The 10,975-nt window shown below is 66.9% G+C and carries 13 protein-coding genes; 10 read left to right on the top strand and 3 right to left on the bottom strand.

All coding sequences use genetic code 11. The features are described 5' to 3' along the window. Positions 1–103: 103 nt before the first annotated feature. From WB508_RS07705 to WB508_RS07685, 5 genes are all read left to right on the top strand, one after another. Complete coding sequence (locus WB508_RS07705; RefSeq protein WP_423844302.1) at positions 104–1,024, top strand: hypothetical protein; 921 nt, start codon at positions 104–106, stop codon at positions 1,022–1,024. Positions 1,025–1,026: 2 nt separating this feature from the next. Further along, entirely contained in the window at positions 1,027–1,419 is a 393-nt protein-coding gene (locus WB508_RS07700) for a DUF1761 domain-containing protein (RefSeq protein WP_423844301.1), read from the top strand. 75 nt (positions 1,420–1,494) lie between these two features. Continuing rightward, entirely contained in the window at positions 1,495–2,934 is a 1,440-nt protein-coding gene (locus WB508_RS07695; RefSeq protein ID WP_423844300.1) for a DNA-3-methyladenine glycosylase 2 family protein, read from the top strand. Beyond that, positions 2,931–3,392, top strand: coding sequence for a methylated-DNA--[protein]-cysteine S-methyltransferase (locus tag WB508_RS07690; RefSeq protein WP_423844299.1), 462 nt, complete (start codon positions 2,931–2,933; stop codon positions 3,390–3,392). The genes WB508_RS07695 and WB508_RS07690 overlap by 4 nt, the downstream gene beginning before the upstream one ends. Positions 3,393–3,464: 72 nt before the next feature. Continuing rightward, on the top strand, positions 3,465–3,848 hold the full coding sequence (locus WB508_RS07685; RefSeq protein ID WP_423844298.1) for a hypothetical protein: 384 nt from the start codon (positions 3,465–3,467) through the stop codon (positions 3,846–3,848). 26 nt (positions 3,849–3,874) lie between these two features. On the opposite strand, the gene WB508_RS07680 is transcribed toward WB508_RS07685, so the two are convergent. After that, the gene (locus WB508_RS07680; RefSeq protein WP_423844297.1) at positions 3,875–4,591 is read right to left on the bottom strand and encodes an IclR family transcriptional regulator; all 717 of its coding nucleotides are present in this window, start codon (positions 4,589–4,591) and stop codon (positions 3,875–3,877) included. A gap of 87 nt (positions 4,592–4,678) precedes the next feature. On the opposite strand from WB508_RS07680, the gene leuC reads away from it, so the two are divergent. Genes leuC through WB508_RS07660 form a run of 4 tightly spaced genes read left to right on the top strand, consistent with a single transcriptional unit; the run spans position 4,679 to position 8,503 of the window. Then, positions 4,679–6,100: a 3-isopropylmalate dehydratase large subunit gene (gene leuC, locus WB508_RS07675; protein WP_423844296.1), complete on the top strand. Its 1,422-nt coding sequence runs from the start codon at positions 4,679–4,681 to the stop codon at positions 6,098–6,100. Between the two features lie 3 nt (positions 6,101–6,103). Next, on the top strand, positions 6,104–6,703 hold the full coding sequence (gene leuD, locus WB508_RS07670) for a 3-isopropylmalate dehydratase small subunit (RefSeq protein ID WP_423844295.1): 600 nt from the start codon (positions 6,104–6,106) through the stop codon (positions 6,701–6,703). A 58-nt stretch (positions 6,704–6,761) separates the two neighbouring features. Next, on the top strand, positions 6,762–7,502 hold the full coding sequence (locus WB508_RS07665) for a lysophospholipid acyltransferase family protein (protein ID WP_423844294.1): 741 nt from the start codon (positions 6,762–6,764) through the stop codon (positions 7,500–7,502). Next, complete coding sequence (locus tag WB508_RS07660; protein WP_423844293.1) at positions 7,502–8,503, top strand: NAD(P)H-dependent glycerol-3-phosphate dehydrogenase; 1,002 nt, start codon at positions 7,502–7,504, stop codon at positions 8,501–8,503. Before WB508_RS07665 ends, WB508_RS07660 begins: the two co-directional genes overlap by 1 nt. A 20-nt stretch (positions 8,504–8,523) precedes the next feature. On the opposite strand, the gene WB508_RS07655 is transcribed toward WB508_RS07660, so the two are convergent. After that, positions 8,524–9,591, bottom strand: a complete 1,068-nt coding sequence (locus WB508_RS07655) for a trans-sulfuration enzyme family protein (RefSeq protein ID WP_423844292.1) — start codon at positions 9,589–9,591, stop codon at positions 8,524–8,526. A 35-nt stretch (positions 9,592–9,626) separates the two neighbouring features. Between WB508_RS07655 and WB508_RS07650 the strand changes: the two genes are divergently transcribed. Next, positions 9,627–10,694, top strand: a complete 1,068-nt coding sequence (locus WB508_RS07650) for a D-alanine--D-alanine ligase family protein (RefSeq protein WP_423844291.1) — start codon at positions 9,627–9,629, stop codon at positions 10,692–10,694. Positions 10,695–10,698: 4 nt separating this feature from the next. Here WB508_RS07650 and WB508_RS07645 read toward each other — a convergent pair. After that, the coding region (locus tag WB508_RS07645; protein ID WP_423844290.1) for a DUF3515 family protein at positions 10,699–10,975 on the bottom strand (277 nt) is incomplete at its 5' end.

The following is a 10,975-nucleotide window of genomic DNA, read 5'->3' as shown; positions in this document are numbered from 1 at the left end:
GTCGTTCGAAGTGGTCGCCAGCTAGAGGCGGTCCGCAGATGTGGCCGCCGTGCCGGCGGTAGCCGCTAGCATGATGGTCGTTCCGCTCGAGCGAGGAGACTTCATGGCCGGCAATGACGAGGATTCTTCCGCAGGAACCTTGCACGACAAGGGAACTTGGAAGGCCTCGGCGGAGTCCGGCGTGCAAGCCAAGAAGCTGCGCATCGTGGCGGTGTCGTTGTGGGTGCTCGGCATCATCATTCAGCTGGGTGCGATCTTCGGCCTGCTCCTCAACGACTCGATTCTTTCCGAGAAGGCAGTGGTCGACGACCGCGGCGTGCTGCAGGTCAGCAACGGCTTCCCGACCTGGGCTTTCGTCCTCCTGATCGTGCTGCTGGTTCTCGACGGCATTGCTGTGGCGATCGGCTCGATCCTGTGGAAGAAGGCCAACACCTTCGACCCGGCGTCGCGCCAGGACACGATGCGCTTCTTCGTCCAGAATCAGCTCGGCGCTGTCATTCCGATCATCGCTTTTCTGCCGATCATCATCGTGATCTTCTTGAACAAAGACATGGACAAGACGCAAAAGGGCATCGCCGGTGCGGTGGGCATCGTCGTCGCGCTGATCGCTTCGGTCATCGGAATCGACTTCGATCCGAGCTCGATCGAGAAGTACACCGCCGAGAAGCAGGCCGTCATCCAGCTGCTCGGATCCGACACCGTCTACTGGTCTACCGGCGGCGGGGTCTACCACGTCTGTGGCGATGTCCCCGACCTGTCGGACAGCAAGGTCGAGTCCGGCACCACGGCTGACGCGGTCGCTGCGAACAAGCCGCGACTGACGCTGCGGATCGAGTCAGAGCTCAACGCGTGCGGGCGGGCCGTCCCCAACAACATCGACGAGATCGTCGCGAAAATTCGCGACGTTCAGAACGGCACATCAACCGAACAGGTGCTGCCCTCGCCTGACTGGACCGGTGTGGAGAATGCACCGTCCAGTGGCGCGATCGACACCCTCAACGACGCTGTGAAGGACGTGGCGTGATCATGGACAACTACTCAATCGTGGCAGTGCTCGTGGGCGGAGTGGCGTTTTTCGCTCTCGGCGCGATCTGGTACACGGCACTGTTTCGCAAGCCGTGGGCCGCAGACATGGGCATCACCTTCGCTGAGGGGGAGGGCCCGCAGGCGCCGCCCGTCACGACCATGGCGGTGTCGGTGCTCATCGGGTTTGTGCTTGCCGGCGTCATCGAATACTTCACCCGTGACGCGGGTGCTGGCCACGGCGCCAAGGCCGGGCTCGCCGTTGGCATCGCGATCGCCGCCCTCATGGGCCAGAACGCCTTGTACGACAGCAAGCCGCCCCGTCTGTGGGTCATCAACGCCGGCTACCCTTTGCTGGGTGCCGTCGTGGTCGGAGTCGTCTGCGGATTGATCTAGCCGGGCGCTCGTCGCGAAGACCGTAGTGTCCGAATTCCGCTAGATTCTGGTGGCTCAGACCGCCATGATGATGGCATGCACCTCGATCACGACCGCTGCTATCGCGCCGTGCAGTCGCGCGACGCCCGGTTCGACGGAGTCTTCTACACCGCAGTCAGCAGCACGGGAATCTATTGCCGACCGTCGTGTCCGGCAGTCTCGCCCAAGCCGCAGAATGTCAGCTTTCACGCCTCGGCGGCAGCGGCGGAGGATGCCGGGTATCGTGCGTGCCGACGATGCCGTCCGGACACCACGCCAGGGTCGCCGCAATGGAATGTCCGGGCCGACGCGGTCGGACGCGCCATGCAGCTGATTGGCGACGGTGTCATCGAGCGTGAAGGAGTCGCAGGTTTGGCCGACCGGCTCGGCTACAGCCCGCGTCACCTCACCCGCATGGTCTCGGCCGAGCTGGGCGCGGGTCCGCTGGCGTTGGCTCGGAGCCGTCGGGCTCAAGTCGCTCGCGTCCTGATCGAGACCACCGATCTGCAGATGGCCGATGTTGCGTTCTCGTCCGGTTTCGCCTCGGTGCGCCAATTCAACGACTCGATCCGGCAAACCTACGCCCAGACGCCTACGCAGATGCGGGGCCGTCGGCACGGCGATCCGTCCGGCCGGGTCGTGGTGCGGCTGGCGGTGCGCCAGCCCTTCGCCGCCGACGCGTTGCTGGACTTCCTCGAGGCGCACGTGCTGCCCGGCGTCGACACGGTGCAGGGACGCACGTACGCCCGGGTGCTCCGGCTACCGCATGGGCTCGGCGTCGCGGCACTGACGTTGCACGACGATCGTGTGGACTGCGAGCTCGAGCTGGCTGATTTTCGCGACGTGTCCGTCGCGATCAGCCGGGTGCGACGCATGCTCGATCTGGACGCTGATCCGGTCGCCATCGATGCCGCGCTCGCCGAGGACCCGCACCTGGCTCCGCTCGTGGCAGCCACGCCCGGCCTGCGGGTTCCCTCGCACGTCGACGGCTTCGAGGTCACGGTGCGCACCATCGTCGGTCAACAAGTGTCGGTCGCCGGTGCCAACACGGTGCTCGGACGTCAGATTCCGGTGCACGGCACGCGGGTCGACTTCGCGCTGGCCTCAGTTCACGGGCTCACTCATGCTTTCCCGGCACCGGAGGCGCTGGCGGCCGCCGCCCCCGGAGATCTTGGCATGCCGCGGTCCCGGGCCGATTCGATCATTGCCGTCGCGTCTTCCGTGGCGGACGGCTCACTCCAGCTGCATCCCGGGGTCGATCGCGACGCAGTGCGTGAGCAGCTGCTCGCCATGCGAGGCATTGGTCCCTGGACCGCTGACTACGTCATGATGCGTGCGTTGGCGCACCCCGACGTGCTGTTGACCACTGATCTGGTGCTGCGACGCGAGCTGGACAGTCGCGGTATCGACCACACTGACCGGTGGCGCCCCTGGCGCTCCTATGCCGGCATGCATCTGTGGCGCGCAAGCGGCGCCCTGGAAAGGACCCCGTCATGACCTCACGATGGATGGACTCACCGATCGGTGGCCTGCGCATCCGCGTGTCGGCCGATCTGATCACCGCGATCAACTTCGACGCCCACCCAGCCGGCCAGCGCTCCGACCATCCGCTGCTGGACCGCGCCGAGGTGCAGCTGACCGAGTACTTCGCGGGGGAGCGCACCGTCTTCGACCTCCCGCTGGCTCGAGATGGGTCGGAGTTCCAGCAGAAGGTCTGGTCCGAGCTCCAGCACATCCCGTACGGCGAGACCGCGACGTACGGCGAGATCGCCCGCCGGCTTGGCTACGACAGCGCCGTGTCGCGTGCGGTCGGGTCGGCCAACGGGTCGAATCCGATCCCCATCGTGGTGCCGTGTCATCGGGTCATCGGTGCTGATGGCACGCTCACCGGCTACGCCGGGGGACTGGAGTGCAAGCAGACCTTGCTGCAGCTGGAGAACCCCGGTTTGTTCTGAGAACCGGTCAGGGGCTTCTGCTGAGCGGCCGCATCCGACAGGATGTGTGACACATCACACCGAGGAGGACCCGTGGCCACGAAGAAGAAGTCCCGCACGTCGACCCGATCCAAGACCGACGCGCTCGTGGACGATCTGTCCAAGCAGGTCAAGAAGTTGTCCAAGCAGGTCAAGGTCGCCGAGAAGCAGCGCGACGCCCTGCTCAAGCAGCTCGACGAGCAGGTGGCCAAGGCCAAGGAGGCTGTCCGCGCGGTCGAGAAGGAGGCGCGCAAGCTGATGGGGAAGGCACAGTCCGCGGTCGCCCCAGCGACGCAGAAGGTCGCCGAGACCGGTGGTTCCACCTCGTCAGCCGACTCGTCGTGGACGGTCGCGCAACTGCGCGCCGAGGCGCGTTCAAAGAACGTGTCCGGATATTCGCGCATGACGAAGGCGCAGTTGCTGGCTGCGCTGAAGTAGGGCGCGTAGATCAGCAGGTCATCACATCAGGTGACACGGCGCAGGCTCTGACCGAGTCGCTCAGCGGCCGCCACGACGGCCGGGGCATGCATCCGTCCCGGTTGACGGGTGAGTCGTTCTAGCGGTCCGGAGACCGACACGGCTGCCACCACCTTGCCGGACGGAGAGCGGACCGGCGCGGAGACGGAGCCCACGCCGTTCTCCCGCTCGCCGACGCTCTGCGCCCAGCCGCGCTTGCGAACGGCTGACAGCTCGGCGGCCGCGAAGGTCGCCTTCATCAGCCCCTTGTTCATCCGCTCAGGGTCTTCCCACGACAACAGCACCTGGGCCGCGGAGCCAGCGGACATCGTCAGCTGGCTGCCGACTGGAATGGAGTCGCGCAGACCCGTGGGGCGATCGGCAGCAGCGACGCACACGCGGAGATCGCCCTGGCGCCTGAACAGCTGCGCGGACTCCCCGGTGATGTCGCGCAAGCGTGCCAGAACGGGTCCGGCCGCGGCCAGCAGGCGGTCTTCGCCAGCAGCCGCCGACAGCTCGCCGAGGCGGGGGCCGAGCATGAATCGTCCTTGCATGTCGCGAGCGACCAGTCGATGATGCTCGAGTGCGACGGCCAGTCGATGCGCGGTCGGGCGGGCGAGACCGGTGCTGGCGACCAGCCCGGCCAGCGTCGCCGGGCCAGGTTCAAGGGCGGCGAGCACCAGGGCGGCTTTGTCGAGAACGCCGACTCCGCTAGAGTTGTCCATGCCTTGATATTGCCGTATCGCATTGTGAGACGCAACTGCGGGACACGACGCACCTGTCGGGCACCAGCATCGAGACGAGGAGACGTCATGGGTAGGACACTGGCCGAGAAGGTGTGGGACGACCACGTCGTGCGCCGTCACGACGGCGAGCCGGATCTGCTGTATGTCGACCTCCACCTCATCCACGAGGTCACGAGCCCGCAGGCCTTCGACGGTCTGCGTCTCTCGGGCCGCGGGGTGCGTCGCCCGGATCTGACGCTGGCGACCGAGGATCACAACATCCCCACGACCGACCTCGACAAGCCGATCGCCGATCCCGTCTCGCGTCTGCAGGTCGAGACGCTGCGGAGCAACTGTGCGGAGTTCGGCGTCCGTCTGCACCCCATGGGAGACGTCGACCAGGGCATCGTGCACGTCGTAGGACCACAGCTGGGGCTGACCCAGCCGGGCATGACCATCGTCTGCGGCGACTCGCACACCTCGACGCACGGCGCGTTCGGGTCGATCGCCTTCGGCATCGGTACCTCCGAGGTCGAGCACGTGCTCGCCACGCAGTCACTGTCGCAGGCGCGGCCCAAGATGATGGCTGTCGACGTCGAGGGCGAGCTTCCGGTCGGATCGACCGCGAAGGACTTGATCCTCTCGCTCATCACGCAGGAGACCACCGGCGGTGGCCAGGGCTACATTGTGGAGTACCGCGGCGAGGCCATCCGCCGGCTGTCGATGGAAGCGCGCATGACGATCTGCAACATGTCGATCGAGTGGGGCGCCAAGGCCGGTCTGATCGCTCCGGACCAGGTCACCTACGACTACCTGGAGGGTCGCCCGAGCGCGCCCACGGGTGCGGACTGGGACGCCGCTGTCGCCTACTGGGACAACCTCGTCACCGACGACGACGCCACGTTCGACAAGGTCATCACGATTGACGCCAGCCAGATCACGCCGTTCGTCACGTGGGGCACCAACCCCGGCCAGGGCGTGCCGTTGTCGGGCCAGGTGCCCGATCCGGCCTCGTTCGAGGACGACAACGAACGTATTGCGGCGGAGAACGCGCTGGTCTACATGGGCCTTGAGGCTGGGACCCCGATGAAGAACATCCAGGTCGACACCGTCTTCATCGGGTCGTGCACCAATGGCCGGATCGAGGACCTGCGCGTCGCTGCCGACCTGATCAGGGGTCACGTCGTCGCCGCCGACACTCGCATCCTCGTGGTGCCGGGATCGGTGCGGGTGCGGCTGCAAGCCGAGGCCGAGGGTCTGGACACCATCTTCAAGGACGCTGGCGCCGAGTGGCGCGGCGCCGGATGCTCGATGTGCCTGGGGATGAACCCCGACCAGCTGATGGTGGGAGAGCGCGCGGCCTCGACGTCGAATCGCAACTTCGAGGGTCGCCAAGGCAAGGGCGGACGAACCCACCTGGTCTCGCCCGACGTCGCCGTGGCCACCGGGATCTTCGGCCACCTGGCCGGTCCTGCCGATCTGGCCGAACTCGAGAAGTCAGGAGCCTGATCCATGGAGAAGTTCACCACGCACACCGGCGTCGGCGCCCCGCTGCGCCGCAGCAACGTCGACACCGACCAGATCATCCCCGCCGTGTGGCTCAAGAAGGTCACCCGGGACGGCTTCGAGGAGGGCCTGTTCTCGGCCTGGCGCAACGACCCTTCGTTCGTGCTCAACCAAGGCGCCTATGCCAACGCGACCGTGCTGGTGGCCGGACCGGACTTCGGAACCGGATCCTCCCGCGAGCACGCCGTGTGGGCACTGCAGAACTACGGGTTCAAGGTCGTCATCTCACCGCGTTTCGGTGACATCTTCCGCAGCAACTCCGGCAAGGCTGGGTTGCTCGCGGCGCAGGTCGACGACACCGTCGTGCAGCGCTTGTGGGACTACCTCGATGAGTTCCCCGGCGCGTCGGTCACCGTCGATCTCGAGACCCGCACGGTGCAGGCAGGCGAGGGCGTTGACGCGATCAAGGACTCCTTCACGATCGACGACTACACCCGCTGGCGCCTGCTCGAGGGCCTCGACGACGTCGCGATCACGCTGAGTCATGCCGGCGACATCGACAGCTACGAGGCTGCCCGACCCTCGTTCAAGCCTGCGACTCTCTGACCCCCCGGACCCGCCTGGCACGTCGGGAGCCGACATGCGTCTGAGTAGGGTGTCGGCCATGCAGCACCGGCCCATGCCTCGCGCCATCTGGGGATTCGCTTTCATCGTTCGCCCGTGGCTCATGATGCTGACGAAGCGCGACTGGCAGGGTCTGGAGAATCTTCCCGCTGAGGGCGGGTACGTGCTGGCGCCCAATCACGTGTCGCACCTTGATCCGATCCTGCTGGGACATTTCCTGTACGACCAGGATCTGCCGCCGCGCTTCCTGGCCAAGGACACACTGTTCGGCGTGCCCGGACTGGGTCGGTTGATGCGTGCAGCTCGTCAGATTCCCGTGTATCGCACCGAGCCCGGGGCAGCTGCGGAGTCCGTTCGCGATGCGTGCGCCGCCGTCGAGGCAGGGGAGGTCGTCACGGTCTACCCCGAGGGCACCATCACACGTGATCCGCTGGGTTGGCCCATGACCGGTCGCACCGGCGCTGTCCGCATCGCCTTGATGACAGGTCGGCCGCTGATCCCGCTGATGCAGTCAGGCGCGCAGGAGATCCTGTGGCCCTACACCAAGATGCCCAAGCTCATCCCGCGCAAGACGATCCACGTCCGGGTCGGGCCAGCCCTCGATCTGTCCGAATTCACGGGTCAACCTCTGACCGACGAGGTGCTTCACGGCGCCACCGAACGCCTGATGGACACCTTGACTGCCATGATGGCTGAATTGCGTGGTGAGCTGCCGACCGGTCCGCGCATCGACGTGCGCACGCTGCGCAGCAGAGCAACCAACCAGAGCCTGGAGGGCTGATGGCACAGATCGCCGTGATGGGAGCAGGATCGTGGGGTACCGCGTTCGCGCTGGTGCTGGCCGACGCCGGCAACGAGGTGCGGATGTGGGGTCGTCGCGACGAGGTCTGCGAGACCATCAACAGCAGGCACCAGAACACCGACTACCTGCCGGGAGTCGAGCTGCCTGACGCCATCTCGGCGACATCGGATCCGGCTGAAGCCCTGGCCGACGCCGAGCTGGTCGTGCTGGCCGTGCCGAGCCAGCAGCTGCGCAACAACCTGGAGAACTGGGCTGCCCACATCCCTGAGCGGGCCGTCCTGGTCAGCCTGATGAAGGGCGTCGAGCTGGGAACCCACATGCGCATGAGCGAGGTCATCGCAGAGGTGACCGGCGCCGGACCCGAGCGCATCGCCGTCGTCTCCGGCCCCAACTTGGCGCGGGAGATCGCGCAGCGCGAGCCGGCTGCGAGCGTGGTGGCGTGCGAGGTCGAGCACGTCGCCGAACGCGTGCAACAGCTGTGCCACACGCCCGCATTTCGTCCGTACACGAACACCGACGTGATCGGTTGCGAGCTGGCCGGCACCACCAAGAACGTTGTCGGGCTGGCCGTGGGCGTCGCAGTGGGCCTCGGTTACGGCGACAACTGCAAGGCGTCGATCATCACTCGCGGCCTCGCCGAAGGTGCCCGCCTCGGCGTCGCGATCGGTGCCGATCCGGCGACGTTCATGGGTCTGGCCGGCATGGGCGACCTGGTGGCCACGTGCTCCTCACCGCTGTCGCGCAACCGCACGTTCGGAGAAAAGCTCGGTAGCGGCATGACCCTCGAGGAGGTCACCGCCGAGACCCGCCAGGTGGCTGAAGGCGTGAAGTCCTGTCGCTCGGTCAGCGAGCTCGCCAAGATGCACGGCGTCGAGATGCCGATCGTCGAGCACGTGGCAGCGTTGATCGCCGGCACCATGACGCCAGCTGAGCTGGTCGATGCCATGATCTCGCGCAAGGCCAAGCCCGAGACGGACTGACCGAGCCGCCTGCGACCCGATCAGGTCAGGGCGGCGAGGCAGGTCTCGATGTCCAGCCACAGGTCATCGACGTCCTCGATGCCCACTGAGAGTCGAATGAGGCCTTCTGGCACGGCTTGTGGCTCGGCCGGGTGGCGCCGGCGCCGCTCCCAGGTGGACTCCACTCCGCCGAGACTGGTGGCGTGGACGATGATCTCGCTCAGCTGGGTGATCTTCTCGGCGGCTTCCGGCCCACCAGCGACTTCGAAGGCGATGATCGTGCCGAATCCGGGGTACCGGGAATAGACCACCTGGCGGATTCGCGACAGTCGTGCATGCAGTTCCTTGGCATTCGCCTCGGCGCGGTCGAGCCGCACGTGCAGCGTGCGCATGCCGCGGGCAGCGAGAAAGGTCTCGAGCGCGCCCGGCACGGCGCCCATCATGGTGCGCCGGCGGTGGATCGCGTCATGCGCCCGTTTGTCCTTCGTCACGACGGCCCCGAGCATCACGTCGCTGTGACCGGACAACAGCTTGGATGCCGAGTGCACGACGAAGTCGGCCCCGGAGTTCAGCGGACGCTGCCGCAGAGGCGTCGCGAACGTGTTGTCCACCGCGATGGCCGCGCCCGACCGATCAGCCGCTTGGCCGATCGCTGCGAGATCAGCGACCAGCAGCGCCGGATTGGTCGGAGTCTCGATCCACGCGAGGTCGGCGGCTTCGACCGCGTTGACGGTCTCCGGAGTGTTGTCGACATCGATGAGAACGAGCTCGAAGTACCCGCGCCTGGCCCGGTCGTGCAACAGATCCAGCGTGCCGGCGTAGGCCCCGCGGGGGGCCACGACAGTGCCCTTCAGCGGCACGAGGTCGATGACGGCGGTCGAAGCAGCCATCCCGGAGGAGAAGGCCAGCGCGCGGCCGCCTTCCAGATCACCGAGGATCTGCTCGAAGGAGTCCCAGGTCGGGTTGCCGAAACGGGCGTACTCCGCATCACCGCCAGGGACCAGGGCCGTGGCCATGGTGATCGGCGAGTTGAGGGGGCGCCCGGGCTCGCGCGGAGGCCGCCCAGAGGCGACGGCAATGGTGGAAGGTGACAACTCGCGTCCGGGCATGAACCCCTGTGTACACGCCGGTAGGGTTCTGGGCAATGAGCCAAGTCACTCCCGGCACTGTCAGGCCGATCTTGATGGTCGTTTTCGGCGGCCGCAGCAGCGAGCACGGCGTCTCGTGCCTCACTGCCCACGAAGTGCTGGCCGTGATCGATCGCGAGCGATACGACGTGCGCCCGGTCGGCATCACGCGCGAGGGGCGCTGGGTGCGCGAGACGGCCGACTGGGCCGATGTCGCTCCCGGCACGCTCCCCGAGGTCCGCGATGACCTGCCGGACTTCGCCTGGGAAGAGCTGCGCACCGCCGATGTCGTCTTCCCCCTCCTGCACGGTCCGTGGGGCGAGGACGGCACCGTCCAGGGTTTGCTGGAGATGGCAGACGTCCGGTACGTCGGTGCCGGAGTGCTGGCCAGCTCGGTCGGCATGGACAAGCCGTTCACCAAGACGGTCTTCGCGGCCGCCGGGCTCCCTCAGCTGGCCCACGTCACGATCATGCCGTGGCAGTGGAAGAAGGACCGGGCCCGCGCTGAGGCGCGCGTCCGCGCGCTGGGTCTGCCGGTGTTCGTCAAACCGGCCAGAGCCGGTTCCAGCTCCGGCGTCGTGATGGTCGAGTCATGGGACCACCTCGACGCCGCTGTTCAAGCGGCTCGCGAGTTCGATCCCAAGGTCATCGTCGAGGCAGCCGCCCGCAACAAGCGCGAGGTCGAGTGCGGAGTCATGCAGGGCCTTGATGGCATTCCGGTGGCCAGCGTGGTCGGCGAGATCACCGTCGACGCCGACACGGAGCACGAGTTCTACGACTTCGAGGCCAAGTATCTCGACGGGTCGAGCACCAACGTGATCCCGGCAGACATCTCCCAGACCGACTCCGATCGCATCCGCACGTACGCGGTACAGGCCTTCGAGGCGATCGGTGCCGAGGGTCTGGCGCGGGTCGACTTCTTCTTGACGCACGACGGCCTCGTCATCAACGAGATCAACACGATGCCTGGATTCACGCCGTTCTCGATGTTCCCTCGTCTGTGGGAGGCCACGGGCGTGTCCTACGCCGAGCTGGTCGAGCGCCTCATCGCACTCGCGCTGCACCGCGACACCGGCCTGCGCTGACCGCTCACACGCACGGGTCGGTGGCGGTCGAACCGGTCGTGATCGCGTCGGCCACGTCGATGAGCGCCGCGGCGGCCGGCTGGTAGGTCGCGGGCACCTCGACACTCACGTCCGGGTCGCGCCCGATCGTGGTGAACAGACGCCCTCCGCCGTCGCGCTTCTGGGTGAACCAGCCGACGCCGTCCACGTCGTCGCAGCGTGATGTCGGTCCCAGCTCCGGCGGCTGTCGCACACCGCAGCGCAGCACGATGCGCGGATCCCCCCACGCCGCGACCCGCGGG

This window comes from Aeromicrobium sp., assembly GCF_049586495.1.
Taxonomy (GTDB): domain Bacteria; phylum Actinomycetota; class Actinomycetes; order Propionibacteriales; family Nocardioidaceae; genus Aeromicrobium.
This window is presented reverse-complemented; position numbering and strand designations above follow the sequence as displayed.

Excerpts from the sequence above, each read along its gene's own strand:
- WB508_RS07705 (WP_423844302.1), top strand. The coding sequence starts at position 104 with ATGGCCGGCAATGACGAGGATTCTTCCGCAGGAACCTTGCACGACAAG.
- WB508_RS07700 (WP_423844301.1), top strand. The coding sequence starts at position 1,027 with ATGGACAACTACTCAATCGTGGCAGTGCTCGTGGGCGGAGTGGCGTTT.
- WB508_RS07695 (WP_423844300.1), top strand. The coding sequence starts at position 1,495 with ATGCACCTCGATCACGACCGCTGCTATCGCGCCGTGCAGTCGCGCGAC.
- WB508_RS07690 (WP_423844299.1), top strand. The coding sequence starts at position 2,931 with ATGACCTCACGATGGATGGACTCACCGATCGGTGGCCTGCGCATCCGC.
- WB508_RS07680 (WP_423844297.1), bottom strand. The coding sequence starts at position 4,591 with ATGGACAACTCTAGCGGAGTCGGCGTTCTCGACAAAGCCGCCCTGGTG.
- leuC (WP_423844296.1), top strand. The coding sequence starts at position 4,679 with ATGGGTAGGACACTGGCCGAGAAGGTGTGGGACGACCACGTCGTGCGC.
- leuD (WP_423844295.1), top strand. The coding sequence starts at position 6,104 with ATGGAGAAGTTCACCACGCACACCGGCGTCGGCGCCCCGCTGCGCCGC.
- WB508_RS07665 (WP_423844294.1), top strand. The coding sequence starts at position 6,762 with ATGCAGCACCGGCCCATGCCTCGCGCCATCTGGGGATTCGCTTTCATC.
- WB508_RS07660 (WP_423844293.1), top strand. The coding sequence starts at position 7,502 with ATGGCACAGATCGCCGTGATGGGAGCAGGATCGTGGGGTACCGCGTTC.
- WB508_RS07655 (WP_423844292.1), bottom strand. The coding sequence starts at position 9,591 with ATGCCCGGACGCGAGTTGTCACCTTCCACCATTGCCGTCGCCTCTGGG.
- WB508_RS07650 (WP_423844291.1), top strand. The coding sequence starts at position 9,627 with ATGAGCCAAGTCACTCCCGGCACTGTCAGGCCGATCTTGATGGTCGTT.